We start from the raw sequence: 22,433 nt of genomic DNA, 5'->3' as shown, positions 1-22,433 counted from the left end.
TCGCGCCCAAACTGGACGCGAAAGCCTCTGGGCGGCTTACGGCTTCCGCCGCGCTTTTTCGAGCGAGAAGGTCTCGTCGCCGGTCGTTATGAGGAGCTTGTCGCCCTGTACGCGGAGTCGTTCGTGGCCCGTCTCGGGCGCGAGCGGTACCACGAAGGACACGCCGTCCTCTTGCAGGTATCCGAGTGGCGAGACCCACTCGCCTGCGTCGGCGACGAGAACGCCGCGCCTCTTCTTGTCCGCCGAGATCACGAGCGTGCCTAGATCCGGGCTCTCCCAGGTGCCGACGAGGCGCTGGGCGAGATCGCTCGGGACGTTGCCGATGGTCGGCGAAACCAAACGATGCTTTCCTTCGAGCGCCTTCGTTACCAGCGAGGTCGCGAGCTCCTTCGTTCCGAAGGTCAGTTCGACGAACCGCTGGAACGTCGCATCGGTGAGAGCCGCGGCCTCCTCGGTATTCGCGTTGGTCATCATGACCAGACCGAGCTTCTCGTCGGGTACGACGACCACGCGCACGAGCGCTCCGAGCGAGCCTCCGGCATGCGAAACGGTGCGAACGCCCGAGGTATCGCCGACCGCGAGCCTCACGCCATAGCGAGATTTCGAGCCCAGCGAGACATGCGGACGGCGAGGCTCGAAGCGAAGCTCGGTCGCGAGTGGTGTGGCCGCCGTCAGTCGCCGACCGTACGCGAGCTCGACGAGCGCGAAACGCGCCAGCTCGTGCGCCGACGTATCCATCGTCCCTCCGAGCGCTCGCTTGGCTTTCTTCGAGAGCTCGGAAATGATCTCGCTTTCCATTCCGGGGGAACCGGCCAGCGAGAGCGCTTGCGCGACGCCCGTCGTCTTTGCAGCCGCCGACACCGATGCGATGACGGTCGGCGACGTCATCGACGACGCAATTCGAGCCGGCGAGATCGTGGACGAAGAGGTTGGCGCGGGCGGCATCGTGAGCTGCGAGAGCGACATTGTCGGCGCATAGCCGCCGAGCGCGGTTCCCGTGCCGCCCGAGGCGACGAGCGGGCCGAACGCCGTCGCCGTCGTCGCGACGCCGGGTAGCATCGTCGCGGCGATCGACGCCGTCATCGGTCCCGAAAAGTCCAGCGTCAGGTGAGGGGCCTCGGCACGCAGTGTTGGCGTGGGATCGACGATGCTGCCGAGCGCGGACAGATCGAGTGCCGGCAGCGTTGCGAGCATTTGCGTCGACCCAGGGAGTCCTGCCGCCGCAGTCGTGACACGCGCCAGGATCTTCGCCGCCAGCGATTCGCTCATCGTCCCGAGACGGAACTTCGTCTCTGCGGTGATTACTTCTCGAGCTGCGATGGCTCGTCGACCGAAGCCTTTCTCGAAGACGATGGCTCCGTCTCGAATGACGGCGATGGACGCTCCAGGGACGCCGAGGCTCCCACGCGTCGACTCGACGAACTCGGCGAGGGCTCGGGCGCGATCGCCGTCCCAGACGGGCTTGCGATCGTGGACGTCCTCGGCCTCGAATCCCGGTATGCGCAGGCTGGCGACGATCGATGAGATTTCGTCCTGCCGCGCCAGGGCCGCTTCGTTGCTGGCCTCGACGATCGCGACGAGCGCATGGGTGCCTTTGCGCCGTGCACTTGCCATCGTCACGCGCTCTTCGGACGGTGGTGTTCGATAGAAGCGGTGTTCGATCTCGTCCCACCCGGCCGCGTCGCGGTCGACGTCTTCATTTCCGATGCGGGCGGGGGCATGACGACCGAGCCGCGCCCAGCCCTGCTCGAGTGCCGCCTTCGCGGATCCCGCCTCGACCTCGATCAACGTCACGCGGAGTCTGTGGCCCGGATCTTCGAGCTCGGCGAAGGCGGACGAGCGCACCCAATAGTCGCGCGGCGCTGCGAAGCTCGATCCGCCCGGGAGCGTGTAGGTCGTGGGCTCGTGAACCTGTTCGAACGGCGCCTCGCGAGGGGCAGCCGCCTCGGGCCTCGGTTCCGGCGTCGACGGCGGCAGCGCGGCCTGGCCGGCGCAGCCGGCAAGCAGCAAAGCCAGCGGGCCCCAACACGGGCTCCACAGCGGCCTCCACAGACCGAGCCGTGCTCGGTTCATCGAGCCATGCGAGCGAGAACGCTCCTCGACGAGCCGCATGCGCGCCATCGTACTCCCATCGCGGGCGAACGGCGATGGACCACCGCAGCCGTTCGAGGTTCCCCACCTTACGACCACGCAATGCCGGTGCCTAGGAACGAAGTCATCGAGCCGCACAGGCGCCGCGCCGAACGACTACGGCGCCGGCGTCCAGCCGATCTCTGCGGCGGTCTGGGCGCCCACGACCAGCTGGTCGATCGACTCGGGCACGGTCTCTCGTCCGGGAGCGATCACACGATTGCGGGCCATGATCTCCGCGAAACGCTGCGGATACAGCGGCATGCGATCGGGCTCGGCGAGGCCGGCGGGGATGAGCGTGCGCCTGGTGGAGTCGTAACGATCGCTCGCGCCGAGCGTGTGCATCAGCTCGTGCGCGGTGACGACCAGGAGCAGGTCGGCCATCGAGGTGTCGAGCTCGGCAGTGACGACGCCGATTCGCCCGCTCTCCTCGCTCCTGCCTTCGATGAACGAGCGCTCCTCGCTCGCGGGGCGCCGTACGGCGTCGTCGTCGACGGGGCCTGCGCGAAGGAGGACCACGGCCACGTCGAGCGTCGTCTTCCAATCCTTGCGTGCGTTGCGACTGCGGAAGTCGCGCACCGCGTACAGCACGACGAAGAACAGGATTGTGAGCAGGATCCCGACGCGGATCCGGAAGAACAGCCCGCGGCCTGTCTTCGCGCTCATCGAGCGCCGACTCTACCAGTGCCGTTCGTCGAGACGACTACTTCGGCGGCGGCGGAGGGGGAGGAGGAACCGGGGGTGGCGGAGGCGGAGGCGCGTTTCCGCCGACGATCTTCTCCGTCCACTGCCCGATGTGGTTCGACGTCCCGAAGTCCTGGAAGGGGAGGTAGAAGGCCGTGTAGCTGCCGTCTTGTCCGGCCAGGACCTTCGCCGGATCGATGGCGAACATCCAGAGAAGCTGCGCGCCACCCTTGGTTTTGTAGCCAGGCGCGCGACGCGACGCGATCGTCGTCCAGAGCAACGTGCCGCCGTTTTGCTTCGTCACGAACGGCGTCGAGCGCGGGAAGGTGTCACCCGTCTCGGTCGCGCTTCCGTCGGCGACGCCCACGGTGCCCGCATTCGCGAGCGCCACCGGGCTCCCTCCGGCCGCCGGCTTGATGGCGAACGTGCGCGCGCTGGGATCGGAGTCGCCGTCGCAATCGTCGCCGTCGGGGTTGCTGTCCGGGCAGGTCGACTCCGTGTAGAGCAAAAACGAGCTGTCGGGGACGAAGTTCGGGTTCACCCGATTCTTCCCGTTCTGGCCCGCCACGAGCGTCTCCGGGGTCCAATCGGCACCTTGCTTGCGCAAGACGTCGATGCCACTTCGCGTCGGGCGCTGCGCCGCCGTGGCGGCGTTGCCCACGTGGGTGACGGCGATCATCTGGCCGTCGGGCGACCAGTCGGGGTGGTCCGGCTTGAACGCGAGCTTCTTTGTCGACGCCCGGAGGCCCGTCGTTCCGTCGTGGAAGAAGAGCGTGTTCGGATCCATGTCGGTCGGCATGTCGCTCGGCTTCGGCAAGAGCTCGTTCGCGCCGATCCAGGCCTCTTTGCCGACGTTCCCGATGTCACCGTAGACCGCGACGAACTGCGCGCCGGTCGGGTCGAAAGATGCGAACTGCACGCGGTTCTGGGCCGGCGCTCCGGTCGGCGCGCCATTCTGCGAGGCCCAGCCAGGGTCGGTGCTCGCCTTGTTCAAGTCATTCAGGTAGACGAGGCGTCCGTCCCAGCGGCCGCCGACGGAGGCAACGAGCTTCGTGCCGTCGCGCGAGAGCGTGTGGCATCCGACGCAACTCACGTTTCCGTCGAGCCCGCTCTGGGGCGGCACGATGAAGTCTTCGGGGGTCGCGTTTGGATTGCCGAAGTCGACGCGCATGATCTTGCCGATGACGTTGGTGATGACGGCCCAATAGTAGAGGCCGCCTTCCACGTTGCTCTCGGCGAAGTTCATGGTGATCGGTGTCGACTCGCCGTAGGTCACGCCGGCGTTGTCGGTGCCGCGGATCTTCAGCGTGACCGAGCCGCCGTTGTTGGTGGCGGCGATGAACGCATAGGCCTTCTGATCGAGCTCGAAGCCACATTTGCCGGCCTGATAGCCCGCGCCGCCGGAGCACCGCGCGTAGTAGGTCACGGTGCTGTTCGAGCCAACGAATGCGAGCTCGAACAGGTCGTTTCCGGAGCCAGCGTCCCAGTGGACGTCGAGTTTTCGCAGGTTCGGCGGCATCATCACGCCATCGTTCGGATACGCGATGCGCGGATTGCGCGCGGCGTTCGGCGTGCCGGTGAACTTGGTCGCGGCGTCGTTGCCGATGGTGGGGCTCGCCCCTGGTTGCACCATCGAGATGGGCGAGAGCTTCACCGTCAGCGAGGTCGTCACCGTGGTGATCGAGCCGTCGCCGTTCGCGGCCTGCGCCTGGACCGTGAGCTTGCCTCCTCGCTGCGGAGGATCGGTAGCGGTGGCGGGCAAGCGCGTGGTGAAGGTCGCGCTACCGTCGGTGGGGAAGGTGCCGACGAGATAATTGTCGGGCACGTAGAACACCGAGCGCGCGGTGATGTCTTGCTCGCTCGTGAACCCTTTGAGCTTCGCGAAGACCTTGAAGGTCTGCGACGCCGACTTGCCGGGGTCGACCGTGAGCACGCCGTCCGCGGGCTCGATGCGCATCGTCTCGATGGCGAGCGGATCGCCTTGGAGCGTTCCCGAATCGCACCCGAAACCGCAGGTCGACAGGCCATCGCCGCCATCACCCGAGCCCTTCGGGTTGCCGAACATGCTTTCGCCGCTCGCATCTCCACATGCCGCAAGGGCGGCAAGACCTGCGAACGTGATCGAGCCAAGCAGAAGAAAGGATGCGCGCATGGTGCTTAACCGGATGGTAGACCTCCGGTCGAGCTTCACCAGTGGGTGCGCGAAATCCTGTCGGACGTCTCGTCAGATCACGCGCAGGGAGCGTCCTTTGAGGACCTCGTTGTGGCTGCCCGTGCGGTAGCCGGCGAGGTCGAGGGTCACGTAGGCAAAGCCAACGCTTTTGCCGGCTTCCACGAAGGCATCGCGGAGATCGAAGGCCTTGGCCATCTCGTCGCGACCGATCTCGACGCGTGCCATGGCCGTTTCACGCGTGCCTTCCGCCCCGCCGATGGCGTGCCACCGAACCCGGGCCTGCCGGATCCCCAGCTCGTGGATCCGTCGTTCGAGCTCGCCGATCTGCGTGAGCCGTTCACGGGTCACCCGTGTTCCATAAGGAAGGCGGCTCGAGAGACAGGCTGCAGCGGGCTTGTCCCAGATGCTCAGGCCGAGGAGCTGGGCGAGGCGCCGCACGTCGGCCTTGGTGAACTCGGCTTCGACGAGCGGGCTTCGGGCGCCAGCGTTCTTCGCCGCCTCGAGGCCCGGGCGATAGTCACCGAGGTCATCGAGGTTGGTGCCGTTGACCACCTCGTTCATCGCCCAGTCGGCCTGCTTCTTCGCGCTGATGCGATAGAGCTCGCTCTTGCAGTGGAAGCAGCGGTCGACGTTGTTCTTTGCGTAGTTTTCGTCCTCGATCTCGCTCGACTCGACGAGCTCGTGGCGCGCGCCGATCTGCTTGGCGATGGCCACCGCCTCGTCACGCTCGAAGGACGCGAGGCTCGGGCTCACGGCGGTCATGCCGATGCACTTGTCGCCGAGCACCTTGTGCGCGACCGCGAGCACGAACGCGCTGTCGATGCCGCCCGAGTAACAGACGAGCACCGACCCCATGCTGCGAAGGATGTCGGCGAGGCGCGCGAGCGCCGGATCATCCGGCAGCCCAGCTTCGAGAGGGGGTCGCATCAGGCGGCTATTTAGCGCGAGGCCAGGAGCGTCGCACGCCGATGTTCATCCGTGTGCATCCGCGGGGTTGGCGCGGGTGCTCGACCGAATGCGGGACAAGACGCAAGCACGAACGCTTTCTTGGCGCCTGGGGCTTGCGCCCTGAACAGCTACTGTTACTGTGTTCAGTATGGCCGCTGCGGTCCTGTCAAAACTGCAAGAACTCGATGTTTTGGCCCTCGCACGCCGTGGCGTCCAGCAGGGAACGTCGTCCCTCACGCCTGGCCGTTCAGTGATCTCGCTGGACTGGCCAGAGCTCGAGCGTGTGCTGCCCGATCATCAGGGGCTCCCTCGCGCCGTTGTCGAGCTCGCCATGCCGATGGGCAGCCCCTCGTCCAAGCAGGGCGCGGCGGGCGCCATGCGCGGCGGAGCCACGACGATCGCGCTCTCGGCCATCCGGTCCACCCACGCCGCCGACTCTCAGGCGTGGTGCGCGTGGATCACGCCGGAAGGCACGCCCATGCTCTATGCGCCTCAGGTTGCGCAAGCGGGGGTCGATCTCGATCGGCTTCTCGTCGTCCGCCCCGATCCCGCATCGCTCGCGCGCACCGTGGTGAAGGTCGCGGCCTCGGGGGCGTTCGATCTGGTGGTGGTCGATGCACTCGCCGGCCTCGACGGCAAGCTCGCCGGGCCCACGCCCCATCCGTTCCCGCGAACGAAGGTGAAGGCGCCGGCGCCTCGTCGTGTCGACGGTTCGGTGGTCGTTCGCAAGCTCGCGCTCGCGTCGGAAGAGAAGGGAACCGGCTTCCTCCTCCTCACCAACATGTACGCCTCGCGTCCGGTGCCCTGGCCCGTGGCGCTGCGTCTCGAGGTCGAGCGCCGTCCCGAAGCCATCGCCGTGCGCGTCACGAAGGATCGCTCGGGCCGCTCGCATTCCACCGGGGCGTCCGCGCACGTCGTGCGGCTCGCGAGCTGAGGATCGTCATGCGGATCTGCGCCATCGAGCTGCCCGAGCTTCGCGTGGAGGTCCTCCGGGCCACCGCCAGCGACGTGCCCGATCATGTTCCGCTCGGCATCGTCGTCGCGCCTGCGCCGCTCACGGAGTCGAAGCTCCTCGGCAACATGCGCCTCGACGTCGTCTCGCATGAAGCACGCTCTCTTGGCGTGCGTCCCGGGCAGACCATCGCGCAGGCGCGCGCGCGGGTGCCCGATCTCCTCGTGCGGGTCGTGCGTCCCGAGGCCGTGAAGGGCGAGCTCGCGCGCATCGCCGAGGTCGCACTCGCATTCGGCGCCACGGTGGCGTTCGACGTGGCGTCCCCCGGGGCGCTCGCCAGTGCGTTCGAGAGAGCGAGTGCCTCGAACGCGTTCGGCATGAGCGACGTCGTCTGGGTCGACGTCACGGGATGTGCCCACCTGCACGGCCCCGATCAGCAGTCCGGTGAGACCATGCTCGCTACCCGGCTCGAGGGGGTCATCGCCGATCTGGGCCACGTGTGCTCGATCGCCATTGCCGATGGGCCACGCATCGCGGCGATCCTCGCGCGCAGCCTGCCCATGGACGACGTGCGCTGCCCCGTGGTCGTCATTCCCCCGGGCAAGAACGCAGGGGCCATGTCCGGCCTTGGCATCGATGCGCTCCCCTTGCCGGACGAAGACGTTCGCTGGCTCGTGAAGATCGGTGTGCGCACCGTCGCCGAGCTCTCGCTCCTGCCTCGCTCGGCGCTCGCCACGCGTCTCGGTCCGCGTGCTCCCGTGATCCTCTCGCTCATCGAAGGGGACGACCGCGCGCCTCTCGCTCCGTACGTTCCGCCGGAGATTCCGGAGGAAGAGGTCACGCTCGAGTACGGCATCGAAGGCACTGAGGCGCTCGTCTTCGTGGCCAAGACCCTCACCGATCGCCTGGCCTCGCGGCTCGCCGGTCGGGCCGTCGCCACCTCGCGCATCGACCTCGTTCTCGGGCTCGACGCGGCCATGCTTCGTGAGGCCGAAGGCGATTCGGGCGAGCGAGACTCGGGCGATCGCGAGCAAGTCGTGTCCCTCGAGCTTCCCGCGCCGCTCTCGAGTGCTTCCGATTTGCTGGCGGCCCTTCGTCCCAAGCTCGAGCGCCTCGTTTTGCGCGCTCCGGTGCTCACGGCGAAGCTTCGCGCGCCCGCGCTCGTGCGAAAGCCCCAGTCGGCGCTCTCGCTCTTCGAGGCCACACCCAAGGCTGCGCGTGCGCTGCCGCGTCTCGTCGCGGAGCTCGCGGCCGATCTCGGTCCGCAGGCCGTGGGCAAGCTCGCCCTCGGGGATTCGTGGCTTCCCGAAGAGCGTTCACGCTTCGTTCGTATGGGCGATCCCACGGTCAAGAGCTCGCAGCCCGCGCAGCGCAAACGCCGTCACTTGCTCTCGAGCATCCCTGAGCCCACGCGCGTCTTGCCCGAGCCGCTGCCCGTTCCGCGCGACAGCGTGAAGATCGTGCGCCGCCTCACGCGCCTCGAGTCCGTCGAGTGGTGGAGGCACGTGCCCGGCGAGCGCGTCCCCAGCGTGGACTTCGTCTATGCGTGGGTGCTCGAGTCGCCGGCGTGGGTGGAGATCGATCGTTCGTCGGGCGCCACGCGCGTTCGCGGCTGGTTCGACTGATCGCGAGAGACGAACGATGTCCGGCCGTATTCGTATCGATCCCACAAGTCGCATTCCGCTCGCACCGGACGGCTCGTTCGCGTCGCCCGAGCTCGCCGCCGAGCTCCTCGAGCTTCGCAAGAGCATCCAGGCGCGCAAGACGCGGTACGTCGAGCTCACCGCGCGCACGAATTTCAGCTTTCTCTCCGGAGCCTCGACGCCGGAGATCCTCGTGCATCGGGCCGCCGAGCTCGGCTACGACACGATCGCCATCACCGATCGCGATGGCCTCTACGGCATCGTCCGCGCCTACGAGGAAGCCCAGAAACATGGGCTGCGCATCATCGTGGGCTGTGAGCTCACGCTCGAGACCGACGGACTCGACGAGCAAGAGGGTGACGTGCCCAACAAGGCCACGACGCTCACCGTGCTGGTCGAAGATCACGTCGGGTACACGAACCTCTGCAAGATCCTCACGAAGAGCCACGCGCGCCATCCGAAGTCCGAGAAGATTCGGCGCACCACCGACCTCGACGAAGACGAGCTGCCCGCCAACACCTTCGCCGGGATCCCGCTCTCCGTCGTCTGTGAGCATGCCGCGGGGCTCTGGGCCTTGGCCGACGCCACCTTGCCGATCGACGTCTTGCAGCGTGCGTTCGGCAACCGCCTGTCGATCGCCGTGCACCTGCACAAAGACGGCGAGGACCGCGCCCGCGTCACGCGCACGCTCGAGGCACAACGTCGTTACGGCGTGGCCGTGTGCGCAACGGGCCGCGTTCTCTTCGCGCGCCCGAGCGACAAGCCCGTGTTCGACGTCTTGCACTGCATCCGCGAGGGCAAGACGCTCGACGAGGCTGGCCGCGATCTCTTGCCGAACGCCGAGGCGCATCTCAAAGGCGAAGACGAGATGGCGCGCCTCTTCTCGCTCCACCCCGCGTGGCTCGAGCGATCGCGCTTCATCGCCGAGCGCTGCCTCTTCTCGATCAAGTCGCTGAAGTACAAGTTCCCCTACGAGATCTCGGATCTCGTGCATCGAGATTTCCGCGGCGGAAGCCCCACCGAAACGGCCGACGACGCTCTGCGCCGTCTCACCTTCGATGGCGCCAATGCGCGTTACGGCGAAAGTCGCGTCCCGGATCGGGTGAAGACACAGATCGAGAAGGAGCTCGCGCTCATCACCGAGCTCGAGGTGGCGCCGTACTTCCTCTCGGTGCGCGCCATCATCGACATGGCGCGAAGGCGAGACATCCTCTGTCAGGGCCGTGGAAGCGCGGCGAACAGCGCGGTCTGTTACTGCCTCGGGATCACCGCGGTCGACCCGGCGCGTTCGAATCTCCTCTTCGAGCGCTTTCTCTCGAGCGAGCGTCGCGAGCCGCCCGATATCGACGTCGACTTCGAGCACGAGCGCCGCGAGGAGATCATCCAGGAGATCTACGAGACCTACGGACGCGACCGCGCAGCGATGGTGAGCGAGGTCGTCTCGTACCGCTCGAAGAGCGCGCTCCGCGAGGTCGGCAAGGTCTTCGGGCTCTCGCTCGAGCAGGTCGATCGGCTCTCCGGTGTGGTCTCCTGGTGGGACGGCATGTCGGCCGCGAGCGAGTCGCGCCTCAAGGCGATCGGGCTCTCGGCGAACGATCCGCGCGTGCGCCAGACGCTCGTGCTCGCACGCGCCATCCAAGGGTTTCCCAGGCACCTGTCGATCCACGTCGGCGGCTTCGTGCTCTCCGCGGCCCCCTCGATGCGGTAGCTCCCATCGAACCTGCCTCGATGGCCGACCGCACGATCATCCCCTGGGACAAGGACGACATCGACACGCTCGGCTTCTTCAAGATCGACGTGCTCGGTCTCGGCATGCTCACGGCGATCCGCAAGTGCCTCGACCTCGTGAAGGAGGTCACCGCCAAAGCCGACGCGCCGCCGAATCTTCCCTATGCTCCGCAGGGGCTGGTGACGGGCTCGGCGATCGATCGGCTCGCGAGCATCCCCAGCGAAGATCCGGCCGTCTACGAGGCGCTCTGCAATGCCGACACGGTCGGTGTGTTCCAGATCGAGAGCCGCGCGCAGATGGCCATGCTCCCGCGGCTGCGCCCGCAGGCCTTCTACGACATCGTCGTGGAGGTCGCGATCGTACGACCAGGCCCCATCCAGGGCGGCATGGTCCATCCGTACTTGAGGCGGCGCACGGGCGAAGAGGCCACGGACCCTCCGCATCCGCTCCTCGAGCCGATCTTGCGTCGAACGCTCGGCGTGCCGCTCTTCCAAGAGCAGGTCATGCAGATCGCCATTGCCGGCGCAGGCTACAGCGGTGGCGAGGCCGACGCTCTTCGTCGCGACATGGCCGCATGGCGAAAGACCGGCCGGCTCGAGCAGCATCGCGAGCGGTTGCTCCGAGGCTTCCGCGAGCGCGGGATCTCCGAGGCCTTCGGCGAGCGGCTCTACCAGCAGATCCAGGGCTTCGGCGAATACGGTTTCCCGGAGAGCCACGCCGCGAGCTTTGCGCTGCTCGTCTACGCGAGCGCGTGGCTCAAGGTGCATTACCCGGCGGAGTTCGCGGCCGCACTCGTGAACAGCCAGCCCATGGGTTTCTATTCGCCTTCGACCATCCTGCAAGACGCGCAGCGCCATGGCGTGAAGGTCGAGGGGCTCGACGTGGCGAAGAGCGATTGGGACTGCCGCTGCACGGTCGACGCGCAGGGAAAGACCTCGATCGAGCTCGGCCTCCGCATCGTTTCGGGGCTGGGAGTCGACAAGGGGAAGGCCATCGAAGAGGCACGTGCGAAGGCACCCTTCGCCGACGTCGAAGATCTCGGGGCGCGTGCTGGACTCGACAAGAAAGCCCTCTCGGCGCTCGCCGAATCCGGCGCGCTCGATGCGATGGCGGGTGGCCGTCGCGATGCCATCTGGCAGGTCGTCGCGCCGCGTCCTATGGACTTGTGGAGCGGTTTGAAGTCGAACGAGCCGCGCGCATCGCTCAAGCGCATGTCACGCGCCGAACAGCTCGTCCTCGATCTCGAGCGCACAGGCGTTTCGGTCTCCGATCATCCGATGAAGCTCCTTCGGCCGAAGCTGCCGAAGCGCATCAAGTCTTCGCGAGATCTCCTCTCGACGCCTGCCGGAACGCGCGTCAGCGTGGCCGGTCTCGTCATCTGTCGCCAGCGACCAGGCACGGCGAGCGGCGTCGTCTTCTTCACCCTCGAAGACGAGTACGGCTTTTCGAACCTCGTGCTCTGGTCGCGCGTCTTCGAAAAATATCGCCATGACGCCACGGCCGCTCGACTCGTCCTCGTCCACGGCAAGCTCGAGCGTGCCGATGATCCGCGGTCGAAGTCGGCTCTTGGCGATGGCCACGCCCCCGAAGGTCTCCCACAAGGACCTTCTTCGGTCATCAATGTCGTCGTCGATCGGCTCGAGCGTCTCGATGCGCACTTGCCGGCGATGGTCTCGGCGAGCCGCGATTTCCACTGATCAGCATCGTTGACACGACCGCATGAGCAGCTAAAGACACTCGCGGCCGCGCTTGCGTCGTGAGCCTCGGGCGCGGGGGGGAGCTCGCCGAATGAGCTCGCCCGAGCAGCTCACGGGGAAGCGAGCGAGTTCGGACTGAGACGGGGGGCGTGCGTGAACGGAGTACTGTCGAATTGTGACGTCGAAGTGACGTCGCTCGCACCTGGAGCGGAGAGCGGGGAGCTTGTAGCCTCACGTTCCGTGGATGCGCAGCGCGCACTCGAGGTGCTTCTGCAGCTCACGGCGGAGCTTACTTCCGATCGTCCGCTCGAAGAGTTTTTGAAGACTGTGACCGACGCCACGCTGAACCTGCTGGCTGCCGATCACGCCTCGATCCGTTTGCTGGACACCTCTCGCACCGCGCTTCTTTCGGGCGCCCGATCTGGGGCGGGGGAGACCGAGCCCCCCGCCGACTTCAAACGTGGCGAGGGCGTCGGCGGCTGGGTCGTCGAGCAAGGTCAACCCGCTCGCATCGACGACGTCGAGTTCGACTCGCGCTGGGTCTCGGTCGACGCCTCGTACAAAGTCTGCTCGCTCATGGCCGAGCCGCTCTGGTCGAGCGGAGAAGTCATCGGCGTCCTCTCGGTCACCTCGTCACGACGCGCGGCGTTCCGTGAAGAAGAGCAGCTGCTCCTGAGACTGCTCGCCAACTGCTCGGCGCCGCCCATCGAGCGCGCGCGCCTGCGTCGCCTCGCGATGTTCGACGACATCACGATGGCCTTCAACCATCGCTACCTCACACCGCGCCTCGTCGAGGAAATGGAGCGCGCGAGCCGCTCCTCGGGCGACGTGAGCCTGCTTTACATGGACCTCGACCACTTCAAGATGGTCAACGACATCCATGGCCACGCCGTGGGTGACGGGGTGCTCCGCATGTTCGCCGATCGTGTGCGGAAGGCCGTGCGTCGCGTCGATGTCCTCGTCCGGCGAGGTGGCGAAGAGTTCGTCCTCATCATGCCGCAGACCGGCGCCACGCAAGCGCACGCCACGGGCGCGCGCATCCAGCAGACGCTCAACGCCGAGCCGTTCGAGATCGACATGGCGCGCCTCCGCCAGACCGTCTCGATCGGCGTCGCCACGTGGGACAAGCGAGAGACGCCCGACCAGCTCGAAAACCGCGCCGACGAAGCGATGTACGAGGCCAAGCGCCTCGGCCGCAATCGGGTGGTCGTGGCCACGCCGAAGATCTGAGCCGCGACCCGGAGCCGCTCTCTAGGGCCTCTTGCATGCGCCCACGCGTGATAGCCTCGGCCGGATGCGGAAGCTTCTGGCCTTCTTGTCCATCGGCGCAGCGGTCATCGGTACATTCGCTGTGGCTGCTTGCGTGGGAGACGATCCCGCGCCAGGCACGTCGGCAACGATTGCGCAGGGAGAGCTCGACGGCGCGTGCTTCGCCAATGGAACGTGCAACACGGGGCTGTCTTGCAACGTGATCGAGGGCAAGCCGAAGTGCACCTCATCGAGCGACACACCGTCGGGTGACGCGTCGTCGGGCGATCCGCCCAGCGGCGGCAACACGGACGCTTCCGGGCCAATCGTGTGCAAGTTCCAGACGACGACGTTCCCGTGCGGCGGCCAACAATCGGCCAACGTCTGCTACGGAAAAACGCAGTCGTGTACGTTGACGGGCTGCAATGCCGACGAGCTCTTGTGGGCATGCAATTCAGCCAGGCAGTGCGGTACGGCCTGCTGCGTAGCGCCTGAGGTCGCGACCCTCGCCGCGGGGATCAACTGCACGGAAGGCACGCTGGTGATCGCGGCAGGGGCCGCCTCGGGGGCGACCTGTTCGTCGGGCACGGCGTGCGGCGCAGGCCAGACGCAGCTCTGTCAGGCAAACGCCGATTGCCCCACGGGCCAACGGTGCACCCCGGTCAAGATCGTCGGCCCCGGTGCCGGCGCGGCGCTCAACGGGACCATCGTCGCTGCCTGCGTGCCGTAAGTCGTCCACACTCACGGTCCGTCGAGGCCCGCGTCGGAGACGGTACGAAAGGACCAGGCGTTCGTCGCCGCCTTGGTCACCGTGTCGAGCTCCCACGGCCTGAGCTGTTCGGTGCTCACGATTCCCGGCTCGCGGGGGTGACTCAAGGCGATCACCTGGAGGGCCTGGAGGAGCCGTGACGTGTCGAAACGCACGAACACGTCGCGTTTGTCGCCCCGGGGTACCGTAATCGGACGGGGCGTCCGCACGCCGCCTGCGATGCCCGTCAGGAGCAGATCGATCCGCCGCTCGACGACCGACGAGGGCGAAGTGCCCGATCGAACCCGTGCGACGATATGCATGTTGCCGATAGGCGCCGCTTCCCCGACGCGTGACGACGCGAGCAACTGACCATCTTCCGGCGAAACGCCTTGCGCGACATGTGGCGTGTCCGTCGTGCTGATGAAGCCTGCCGCCACCGCGCACTCTGTCTCGGTGAGCGCCCTATGCTCGAACGTATAGGGCTTCATCAGGTCGATCACGGCGACCGCTCCTAGGGGCCGCTCCACCACGAAATAGGAGTGGCAATCCACGGCGTCGGCGCCCGCGAGCATGGCCAGTCGCTCGAACGAGACGGAAAAGCTGCCTTGCTCGACGACGAGCGGCGCGGCGTCGAGCTCGACGTAGAGGGCACCGCGCGCGGTGTCTTCGTCGGACGGAAGGCACGCACTCGCGCCGCCGATCGATGCCACCACGATTCCCGCGAGGGCGAAGTCGAGCTTGGAGGAAGTCCGTCGTGAGCGCATCGTCACATCCCTGCTTCGATGCCGAGGCTCGGCATGGTGATCGGGCCGATGGTGCGTGGTGTGCAGCCCTTGTCGTCGCAGCGAATCGCGATGGTCTCGGTCGACGCCGTTGCATTCAAGGCTTCCACCACCACTCCGAAATAGCCTTTGCCCCATTTCCAGCGTTTGCCGAATCGTGCGTCTAGACGCATGAACGACGGCAGGCGATCGCTCGAGCCGCTTTGCGGATCACGGAGCAATCCGGTGTACGTGAGGAAGCGTGCGCTCGCAGTGAAGCCCTTTCCGAGGTCGAGCATGAGTGCCACGTTGAGGACGTGCGTCCGGTCGTAGCCGCCGAGGATCGGCTCCGACCGGGAATCGTGCCGCGTGGTCCGCGAGAGCGTGTACGCGATCTGCATGCCGAACCCGCCGAGCAGCGGCCGCTTGGCGGAGAGCTCGAGGCCGTGACTCTCGCCGCGCAATCCAGGTCCGGGTTGGAGGGGATATTCGCTCTGCACGAGCACGAAGTCGCTCAGGTTGGCAAACACACCACGGAAGATCGTGGCGCTGGCGAGAACGTCGAACGGGGCGAGAAGCTCGGCCGTTACGCTTGATTGCAAGGACTCTTGGAGTCCGCCGGCGAGACCAGGAATCGCGAGAGCAGGAATGGGAACGAGATAGGCGGGAGTTTGATGGGCGATGCCGTGGGCCGTGAGAAACCGCACCCGGCGGGTAGGGGAGAAGGCGAGAGACGTGCGCGGCTCCACAGTGGGGATCACGCGTTCCCTCGAGGTGTACACGTCGGAACGGCCGCCAATCATCAGATCGAGGCTATCGAGCGGCCGCCAGCGGAGCGACGCATGGGCGCCGGTCACGGTGTCGAGGTGGTTACCGAAGACGCGCGACGTCTCTGCGTAGTCGGCTTCCGTGAGTGAGTACATCGAGGGGAGATCGGCACCATACGCGTCGAGGCGCGTGTCGAGCCCGGACTCGATGATCCACGTCTCCCCGAGAGGCTGGCGCAGCACGACCCTCGCGGCCGCCGATTGGTCACGCGCAAAGCGGTTGGAGACGAGTCGCGATCGATCGTATCCGAAGGTGGTGCCGACGCGGAGCTCGCCACGATGGTCGAGATCGTGCTGCCATTTCAGATCGACCCGATAGATCTCCGACGCAAAGAAGACATCCTCCTCCTTCCCGATCTCTCGCTGGGATGCAAAGTCGTAAGAGCCGAGGGCGAAGAGCGTTAGATGATCGCGAGGCCCCACGTCGTACGTTAGACGTGTCGAAAAATCGCGGTAATCGAGAGAATACCCAGGTGCAAATGCACTGAGCAGGACGTTGGCATACGACTTCGTGACACCAATAGCGGCGTGCCCAAGCCCGTTCGAGAATGGCGCCTCGACGAACGCCGAAGAATCGATGACTCGGAGGCGCGCCTCCCAGGTCGTCTCCTCGGCGGGGGCGTTGGTGGTTGCGGTGATGAACGATCCGACGGCGCGTCCGAGACGCGGCGGTCCGCCCGCCGACTCGATCGACACGGAACGTACGAACGCGGGATGCACGATCGACGGTCCGAGCCCGACGTGGAATACGTACGGAAGCTGGATATCGTCCAGCATGAATCCGACGGTGTTCGGCGGGGCGCCACGAATGTAGAAATACGGAAGACCGGATATCGTTGGCGACACGCCAGGCAGACTCTCGACCGAACGCAATGGGTCGCCCAGCGCGCCGGGCATCTGACGGATCTCGGCGCGCGTCACGCTCTTCGTGGGGCGAGAGCCGGCAGTCGCACGCACCACGACTTCTTCGAGAGGCGCGGCAGGCCCCGCGTCGGTGGCCGGTCCCGCGTCGGCGGCGGGCGCTGCCTCGGTGGCCGGCTCCGCGTCGCCCACGTCAGCGACGGGAGCGAGCGGCTGCGCGTCTACCGAAAGGCTCGCGTCGGCACCGCCGTCTTCGGGTGATGGATCGCTCGGCGCGGAGGCATCCGAGTCCTCGGCCGCCGTTGCGTTCCGCCCGTAGGCTACCCCCGCGACGAAGACGGCGGAGGCGAGGGCAACGACGCGAGCGCGAGGACGGGGCGGAAACGGCACGGGCGCACGTAGTATCTGTGCTTGAATCCCGCTTTTTGTCACGAGAACGTCGACGGGCGGTGCGATTCAGGAGCGTCGTCTCTCGAACGAATGGTCGAGCTTGCTGCGCCGTGCCCCGGTCAACGGCGGGAACGGTCTGCAGCAGTTCACTGACGCGCCGCGTGGTCGGCTCGACACGCGTCAGCGCGGAGGGTCACCGCACGGCTTCTTGCCCGTTTCGCGACGGTCGAACATTTCGCCGCCGAAGGAGCACGACGTGAACTTCGACTCGCAACTCTCGGTGAACGAGACGCCGCGTGCGGGGTGGCTCCGTCGGTAGGATGCGTTGACCTGGCAGGCTCGATAATCCTCGTCGCAGCGGTGGCATCGCTCTTTGCGATCGGCTTCTTCGCGAGCGTTCGCGCGAGCGACGTTGGCATCCATCCAGGCTTGGGTCGCGGCTGCCTTTTCTGTCTCCTCTTTGCGCCGGGCGGCCGTCTGCTCCGGTGTCTCCGACCACGACCCGACGACGACTGCATATTCGAGCAATTCCGCGTTGGCGATCGGACCGGCGGGCGTGATCGAACTCAACGTGATGAGCACACTGCCCAGTTTATCGGTGCAGAAGTGGAGGACTCCCGCTGGCGCATCGATCTTCGCGCTTCGACCTCCGAGTTGCAGATTCTCTTTGTTTTCGAACCCCGCATGAGCGTTGAGCGTCGCGGGATATGACCAGGCAATTCCGAGCTCGTAGCAGGTGTTTGCGGCCACGGGAAAGTGTTGCATCACCATGCCGCCCGTTTGCGCGACCATGTGAACGGGCGGCGCCAATTCAGTCGCGCCGGCTTTCTGCGCAGCCTCTTTCGCCGCCGCCTCGTTGCCTGCCCATTGTGCGGGGGTGGTTGGAGGATGCGACGGAGAGCGAAATCCAGGCGAATTCGTCATTGCGTCGAAAGGGCCGGGGGCAGGCCGAGGCAGGCACGCGACGAGACTCGTCCCGAGAACGACAACGGGAAAAACGGCGCGGGTGGTCTTCATTCGAGAGCACCGTACGGCAGGCGTCACCGAAACCTTCCCCACGGATCGCGTCGCGTGCATGACCATGGAGGCGCACGTCACCAGGGGATATCGACGTACTGGATATCCGATTTCAGTCCGGACTCGCTCGTGTTGTAGGTGATGGTGACTTGATATCGGCCGGGAAGAACGTCGATCCCCGTTCCGGTAGGCGCGTCGTCGAACATGAGCTTCTCGCCAATCGCGCGGTTGTTCGCGTCGACGGGAACGACGTTGTACTTGCCGCGGTACGTTTGCGCGCCACCGTTGACGGAGACGTCATCGACGTCTAGCCGACCAAAGGTGACGTTGAGCGGCCCTGCCCCGAGCTGTCCCATCGGAAGGGCCACGTCGTTGTGCCAACCGTGCGCCTGAATGCTGTAGTTGTGTCGGTTGTTGTTCGCGTATTCCGCCATGAGGCCGATGTCGAGCTCACTTCCATCCGCCGCGTCGATGATCGCGTTCGGCGTATTGACCGTTCCGCCCGAGTAGATGCGCCACTGCTTTGCGGGCGGCCCCGAGTTGCTGGTCACGTCGGGGAGCTCGCGCGCCGGCGCCTTCAGGTGGGCGACCTTGCGCGAGCTGTAGTCGGTGAGCGCGACGATCTTCGTCTCGCCCGGCGCAATCTTGAAAGTCACGCCGTCGGCGAGGCCAAACGTGTAGACGTACTGGCCTTCGATGATCGGGACGAGCGTCGAGCCATCGTCCTTCAGGTTGCTATAGCACTCGTAGCGGCCCGTTTGATTCGGGGACTGGAGGAGCCCGTGCGTGTAAGTGCACGGCAGATCGCCGAGACCGAACGTTCGAGGTCCGCCGGTGGCCTTCACACCGAGTACCGCCGCTTTGATCGTCGTCGTCTGGCCGGAGACGATGTCCGCAGTGCGCGTCTGCTTGACCGTCGTGACACCATCGGTCGACTCGAGACGAAACGTCCTGGTGCCGATCGCGACCTGCGTAATCGGCGTACCGAGCGGAGTGGCGGCACTCAGGTCGACTTGAACGGTGGCCGGACGAACCCCGGTCACACCGTCCGGAAGCACGACGTTCAGAGTGCCGGGCACGTCGCTACCGTCTGGCTTGACGCGGTACGCCTCATCGGACGACGCACTCTCGTCCGCGGCATCCGCCGAACAGGCGACGGCTGCGAGGCTCGTCAGGAGAGCAGTGAGAGTGGAGAGCGCGGTAAGAGTGATGACTCGACGCATCGGGATCCTCGTGACGTCTTTGCCGAGCGAAGGAGCACGTCGGAATGACGCGCGCCTCGCTGAGCGACGTAGAGCTCCCACTGCAACCCGTAGGCCGCGCACGCACATCGACGCGACAAGCGGGCGTCGAGCGGTGTTTCTCGAAGATACGACGTGCTCACTGCGAACAGTTCGAAACCCAACGGAACGACGGTCACGGCGGGCCGCGATTGACCGACCTTGGTCGACGATCCAGGAGGGAACGACTCGTTCCAAAATTCGTCTCGATAGACGCAGATTGAAGGGAAGGTTCGGGCCGCGCGGTCCGTAAGACCCATGGCGAAAGCCTGCCTTCAACGCAGCTTTCAACGTGTAGCGCTCGGGCTTGCGACGAGGAGCGGCACGCGTCGCGCATGCACCGGTGGGCATGTCCGACGTCGAGATCAGGGCTGCGCTCGATCGGCATTGGGATGCATCCAATGCAGGAGATGACGCGGGTGAGGTCGACATTTACAGCGACGATGTCGAGCTCGAGTATCCGCAATCGGGAGAGCGCTTCAAGGGGCGTCGCAACGTGCTCGAGTCACGCGGGAACAACCCAGCCAGGCGTCGGTTCGAGATCCGGCGAACGCTGGGCTCCGGCGATTTGTGGGTCGTCGAATACGTGATCTTCTACGACGGGCGCCCGGTCCCGACGGTCAGCATCATGGAGTTTCGCGACGGAAAGATCGCCCACGAGACGCAGTACTTCGCCGATCCGTTCGAGGCGCCGGCTTGGCGCGAGCGCTGGCGCGAAACGAGGCATTGAAGCGCTGACCGCGGATCCGACGCTCGCTCAGTCCACGTCGGCCTCTGTCGAGCCTCCAAGCGATCGCCAGGTGCGGACAGGGCCGACGGGCTCAGGTGCCGAGGGGGCGTTACGCGTCCACGCGCGTGCTCGACGACTTGGTATCGTCCGCGGGATCGGGCGGCGGCGCGACGATGCCCGGTGGATCGGGCTGCGGGTTGAAGCGGACGACGCCCGGCGGCTCCGGCTGCGAATTGAAGGCGGCTAGCGGATTTGTGTGGGTGTCGTTGGGTTCGACGACGGGTTCCGATTCGTCCTCGGCGGCCGTACATCCAACGAGGCTGAGCAGCACGGCGAGCGATCCGAACATCATTTCGAGCTTCATCTTTGGGTATCTCCGTTTCGACCTCTGCTGGTCGCACAGGGCGCGATTCCAAAGAGCGTGCCGCCTTGTCGCTCGCGAAATGTGCGGGAAATCGAGGGGACGAAAGGCTCCCGCGCCGCCGTTTCTGCTGTGCGCGCGTGTTCGCTAGCCGTGCGCGCCCGCTTTGATTGATGCATTATGCAAGTCTCTCGCGTCACCTGCCCGTGCCCCACGGGCTTCTGGGGCACGCAGTGCCGCTAGCCGCGCTGAGCGGTCGACCCGTTCGCCGCGAAACGCGTGCGTCGTCCGTCGCCGGTGCGTTGGTGTGCGAGTGGTAGCAAGGCGCACACGTGGATAGGCATCGGGAGTGCCCCAGGACGTATCGAAGTGCCAAGCGTCGAGCCTCCGTGGTGAACGCGCCGCTCGCCGGTCCTGGTCACGTCCAGTGATGAACGTTGCGTGGTTCAGGGCGCGCGTTCACGCCCCCGGTGTGGACGACGAGGCACGGCCTTGACCCGGTTTCGCGGCTCCGCTCGAGTCTTCCGCGTGCGACGCAGGCTTGCTGCGGAGCGGCAAGAGGTGCGAACCTTGCTTTCGAAGGCCGAGACGGAGAAGCTGGTGTTGCAACTTGCAGCGCCAGGCGCCAATCGTCCCACGTCATGCCCACTTGCCCGAGTTGCCTGACTCACTACTCCGAAGGTGTCACGCAATGCGCGTCGGACGGCGTGGCTCTCCTCCCTGACGATGCCCTCGCGCACGTCGATCGCGAGCTCGAGGCCGGTCAGATCGTCGGCGAGTACCAGATCGAGGGAAAGCTCGGCGAGGGCGGTTTCGGTGCCGTGTACCGCGCCGTGCATCCGCTCATCGGCAAGCATGCGGCGGTCAAGGTGCTGTCGCGTGAGTTCTCGGCGAACCCGCAGATGGTCTCGCGCTTCGTCGCCGAGGCGCGAGCGGTCAATCACATCCGCCACAAGAACATCATCGACATCTTCTCGTTCGGGCAGCTCCCCGACGGTCGCCAGTACTACGTCATGGAGCTTCTCGACGGCATGCCGTTCGACAAGTACCTCGCGCAACATGGTCGGTTGAGCGTCGGTGATGCAATTCCGATTCTGTTGCCGCTCGGTCGCGCGCTCGACGCGGCGCATGCGAAGGGGATTCTTCATCGCGACCTCAAGCCGGAGAACGTGTTCCTCGTCTTCGAAGAAGACGGAACCATCACACCGAAGCTGCTCGACTTCGGCCTCGTGAAGCTTCTCGCGGAGAAGAACGGCAACCACAAGACGAAGACGGGCACTCCAATGGGCACGCCCTATTACATGTCTCCCGAGCAGTGCCGCGGGCTCGACGTGGATGCCCGCACCGACGTTTATTCGTTCGGGGCGATGGTCTTCGAGGTTCTCACGGGCGAGATTCCCTTCGATGGGGACTCGGCGATGGACATCCTCGTCAAACACATGACCGCCGAGCCGCCCTCGGCTTCCACGCTCGTGCCCGAGCTGCCGAATGGGATCGACGCGCCGCTCCGCCGGATGCTCGCGAAGGAGCCCGGCCAGCGGCCGGCTTCGATCGCCGAAGCGCTCTCGGAGCTGTCGGCGGCGGGGGGAAAGCCGATTCCCGCGGCCACGCCGAGCCATCGTCATGTGGTCGGCGCGAATACGTCAGCGGCGGCGATGATGCCCACGGCACTCGACCTGAGCAGCGGTGCTGGCAAGAACGCGCAGACGTTCCTCGGGGCCGAAGCGGACGTGGTCCCGCCGGCTTCGCGCGGTCGCTCGTGGATGATCGCCGTCGGCGCCATTGCGTTCCTTCTCGGCGGTGTGGGCGCGGTGTTCGCGTTGCGTGGTCCGACTCCTGCAGCGTCGACGGGCAATGCAGTCCAGAGCGCATCGAATGGTCCTGCGCCCGTCGCTTCGGCCTCTTCGCCGCCGACGGCTTCGCTCGTGGCGCCTGCACCCGTGCCCGTCATCACCGACGTCGAGGTGCGTGTCGAAGGAGCGCCACCGAAGGCCAAGGTCCTCGTCGAGGGCAAGGAGCTCGGCGAAGCGCCGGGGCCGTTCAAGTTGAAGCGCGGCGAGGCCGTGAAGATGACGGTCACGGCGAAGGGGTTCAAGGCGCGCGAGGTCTCGCTGACGCCGACGGAGAACGTGCTCGTGCCGGTGTCGCTCGACAGGGAGACGCCTGCAGCAGCGCGGAAGAATCCCGCGCGCCCGTCCGATCTTCCCAGTTTCGACTGACGGTCTCACCCGATTTCGAGGTGCCCTCGTTC

Annotated in this window: 17 protein-coding genes; 8 read left to right on the top strand and 9 right to left on the bottom strand. The window is 66.2% G+C overall.

The features are described 5' to 3' along the window. Nucleotides 1-36: 36 nt before the first annotated feature. From AKJ09_RS42095 to larE, 4 genes are all read right to left on the bottom strand, one after another. Nucleotides 37-2,073 (bottom strand): serine hydrolase, encoded by a 2,037-nt coding sequence (locus AKJ09_RS42095; RefSeq protein WP_169928300.1) that lies wholly within the window; start codon nucleotides 2,071-2,073, stop codon nucleotides 37-39. 174 nt (nucleotides 2,074-2,247) lie between these two features. After that, a complete protein-coding gene (locus AKJ09_RS42090; RefSeq protein ID WP_146653478.1) occupies nucleotides 2,248-2,796 on the bottom strand; it encodes a hypothetical protein in 549 nt (182 codons plus the stop codon). A gap of 37 nt (nucleotides 2,797-2,833) precedes the next feature. After that, nucleotides 2,834-4,966, bottom strand: a complete 2,133-nt coding sequence (locus AKJ09_RS42085) for a hypothetical protein (protein WP_146653477.1) — start codon at nucleotides 4,964-4,966, stop codon at nucleotides 2,834-2,836. Nucleotides 4,967-5,038: 72 nt separating this feature from the next. Continuing rightward, nucleotides 5,039-5,914, bottom strand: coding sequence for an ATP-dependent sacrificial sulfur transferase LarE (larE, locus tag AKJ09_RS42080; RefSeq protein ID WP_146653476.1), 876 nt, complete (start codon nucleotides 5,912-5,914; stop codon nucleotides 5,039-5,041). A gap of 271 nt (nucleotides 5,915-6,185) precedes the next feature. Between larE and AKJ09_RS42075 the strand changes: the two genes are divergently transcribed. The 6 genes from AKJ09_RS42075 to AKJ09_RS42050 all read left to right on the top strand — a co-directional run bounded on the left by AKJ09_RS42075 (nucleotide 6,186) and on the right by AKJ09_RS42050 (nucleotide 13,934). Then, the gene (locus AKJ09_RS42075) at nucleotides 6,186-6,869 is read left to right on the top strand and encodes a P-loop NTPase family protein (protein WP_169928299.1); all 684 of its coding nucleotides are present in this window, start codon (nucleotides 6,186-6,188) and stop codon (nucleotides 6,867-6,869) included. An 8-nt stretch (nucleotides 6,870-6,877) separates the two neighbouring features. Further along, nucleotides 6,878-8,512 carry a Y-family DNA polymerase gene (locus tag AKJ09_RS42070; RefSeq protein ID WP_146653474.1) on the top strand — a complete coding sequence of 545 codons (1,635 nt, stop codon included), beginning with the start codon at nucleotides 6,878-6,880 and terminating at the stop codon, nucleotides 8,510-8,512. A 16-nt stretch (nucleotides 8,513-8,528) separates the two neighbouring features. After that, complete coding sequence (locus AKJ09_RS55295) at nucleotides 8,529-10,238, top strand: PHP domain-containing protein (protein WP_169928298.1); 1,710 nt, start codon at nucleotides 8,529-8,531, stop codon at nucleotides 10,236-10,238. A 20-nt stretch (nucleotides 10,239-10,258) separates the two neighbouring features. After that, nucleotides 10,259-11,956 (top strand): helix-hairpin-helix domain-containing protein, encoded by a 1,698-nt coding sequence (locus tag AKJ09_RS55290; RefSeq protein WP_146653472.1) that lies wholly within the window; start codon nucleotides 10,259-10,261, stop codon nucleotides 11,954-11,956. A gap of 240 nt (nucleotides 11,957-12,196) precedes the next feature. Further along, entirely contained in the window at nucleotides 12,197-13,186 is a 990-nt protein-coding gene (locus AKJ09_RS42055) for a sensor domain-containing diguanylate cyclase (protein ID WP_146653471.1), read from the top strand. 64 nt (nucleotides 13,187-13,250) lie between these two features. After that, on the top strand, nucleotides 13,251-13,934 hold the full coding sequence (locus tag AKJ09_RS42050; protein ID WP_146653470.1) for a hypothetical protein: 684 nt from the start codon (nucleotides 13,251-13,253) through the stop codon (nucleotides 13,932-13,934). A gap of 11 nt (nucleotides 13,935-13,945) precedes the next feature. Here the strand turns inward: AKJ09_RS42050 and AKJ09_RS42045 are convergent, their stop codons facing one another. The 4 genes from AKJ09_RS42045 to AKJ09_RS42030 form a co-directional block, all read right to left on the bottom strand. Continuing rightward, a complete protein-coding gene (locus AKJ09_RS42045) occupies nucleotides 13,946-14,719 on the bottom strand; it encodes a hypothetical protein (protein WP_146653469.1) in 774 nt (257 codons plus the stop codon). Nucleotides 14,720-14,721: 2 nt separating this feature from the next. Beyond that, nucleotides 14,722-16,794 carry a TonB-dependent receptor plug domain-containing protein gene (locus AKJ09_RS42040; RefSeq protein ID WP_146653468.1) on the bottom strand — a complete coding sequence of 691 codons (2,073 nt, stop codon included), beginning with the start codon at nucleotides 16,792-16,794 and terminating at the stop codon, nucleotides 14,722-14,724. 180 nt (nucleotides 16,795-16,974) lie between these two features. Beyond that, nucleotides 16,975-17,718 carry a hypothetical protein gene (locus tag AKJ09_RS42035; protein WP_146653467.1) on the bottom strand — a complete coding sequence of 248 codons (744 nt, stop codon included), beginning with the start codon at nucleotides 17,716-17,718 and terminating at the stop codon, nucleotides 16,975-16,977. A gap of 170 nt (nucleotides 17,719-17,888) precedes the next feature. Then, on the bottom strand, nucleotides 17,889-19,034 hold the full coding sequence (locus AKJ09_RS42030) for a hypothetical protein (RefSeq protein WP_146653466.1): 1,146 nt from the start codon (nucleotides 19,032-19,034) through the stop codon (nucleotides 17,889-17,891). Nucleotides 19,035-19,440: 406 nt separating this feature from the next. Between AKJ09_RS42030 and AKJ09_RS42025 the strand changes: the two genes are divergently transcribed. Next, complete coding sequence (locus tag AKJ09_RS42025) at nucleotides 19,441-19,821, top strand: nuclear transport factor 2 family protein (protein WP_146653465.1); 381 nt, start codon at nucleotides 19,441-19,443, stop codon at nucleotides 19,819-19,821. 109 nt (nucleotides 19,822-19,930) lie between these two features. Here AKJ09_RS42025 and AKJ09_RS42020 read toward each other — a convergent pair whose 3' ends face one another. Beyond that, nucleotides 19,931-20,185 carry a hypothetical protein gene (locus AKJ09_RS42020; RefSeq protein ID WP_146653464.1) on the bottom strand — a complete coding sequence of 85 codons (255 nt, stop codon included), beginning with the start codon at nucleotides 20,183-20,185 and terminating at the stop codon, nucleotides 19,931-19,933. 638 nt (nucleotides 20,186-20,823) lie between these two features. On the opposite strand from AKJ09_RS42020, the gene AKJ09_RS42015 reads away from it, so the two are divergent. Next, nucleotides 20,824-22,401 (top strand): serine/threonine protein kinase, encoded by a 1,578-nt coding sequence (locus AKJ09_RS42015; protein ID WP_146653463.1) that lies wholly within the window; start codon nucleotides 20,824-20,826, stop codon nucleotides 22,399-22,401. Nucleotides 22,402-22,433 lie beyond the last annotated feature (32 nt).

The sequence above is a fragment of the Labilithrix luteola genome, from assembly GCF_001263205.1.
In the GTDB taxonomy this organism is placed as follows: domain Bacteria; phylum Myxococcota_A; class Polyangia; order Polyangiales; family Polyangiaceae; genus Labilithrix; species Labilithrix luteola.
Note: the sequence above shows the minus strand (reverse complement) of the source record. Positions and strands in the feature narration are given on the sequence as shown.

Bases quoted from the DNA above. Each gene is read 5' to 3' on its own strand.
- AKJ09_RS42095 (WP_169928300.1), bottom strand. From the start codon at position 2,073: ATGAACCGAGCACGGCTCGGTCTGTGGAGGCCGCTGTGGAGCCCGTGT.
- AKJ09_RS42090 (WP_146653478.1), bottom strand. From the start codon at position 2,796: ATGAGCGCGAAGACAGGCCGCGGGCTGTTCTTCCGGATCCGCGTCGGG.
- AKJ09_RS42085 (WP_146653477.1), bottom strand. From the start codon at position 4,966: ATGCGCGCATCCTTTCTTCTGCTTGGCTCGATCACGTTCGCAGGTCTT.
- larE (WP_146653476.1), bottom strand. From the start codon at position 5,914: ATGCGACCCCCTCTCGAAGCTGGGCTGCCGGATGATCCGGCGCTCGCG.
- AKJ09_RS42070 (WP_146653474.1), top strand. From the start codon at position 6,878: ATGCGGATCTGCGCCATCGAGCTGCCCGAGCTTCGCGTGGAGGTCCTC.
- AKJ09_RS55295 (WP_169928298.1), top strand. From the start codon at position 8,529: ATGTCCGGCCGTATTCGTATCGATCCCACAAGTCGCATTCCGCTCGCA.
- AKJ09_RS55290 (WP_146653472.1), top strand. From the start codon at position 10,259: ATGGCCGACCGCACGATCATCCCCTGGGACAAGGACGACATCGACACG.
- AKJ09_RS42050 (WP_146653470.1), top strand. From the start codon at position 13,251: ATGCGGAAGCTTCTGGCCTTCTTGTCCATCGGCGCAGCGGTCATCGGT.
- AKJ09_RS42045 (WP_146653469.1), bottom strand. From the start codon at position 14,719: ATGCGCTCACGACGGACTTCCTCCAAGCTCGACTTCGCCCTCGCGGGA.
- AKJ09_RS42035 (WP_146653467.1), bottom strand. From the start codon at position 17,718: ATGACGAATTCGCCTGGATTTCGCTCTCCGTCGCATCCTCCAACCACC.
- AKJ09_RS42030 (WP_146653466.1), bottom strand. From the start codon at position 19,034: ATGCGTCGAGTCATCACTCTTACCGCGCTCTCCACTCTCACTGCTCTC.
- AKJ09_RS42025 (WP_146653465.1), top strand. From the start codon at position 19,441: ATGTCCGACGTCGAGATCAGGGCTGCGCTCGATCGGCATTGGGATGCA.
- AKJ09_RS42020 (WP_146653464.1), bottom strand. From the start codon at position 20,185: ATGAAGCTCGAAATGATGTTCGGATCGCTCGCCGTGCTGCTCAGCCTC.
- AKJ09_RS42015 (WP_146653463.1), top strand. From the start codon at position 20,824: ATGCCCACTTGCCCGAGTTGCCTGACTCACTACTCCGAAGGTGTCACG.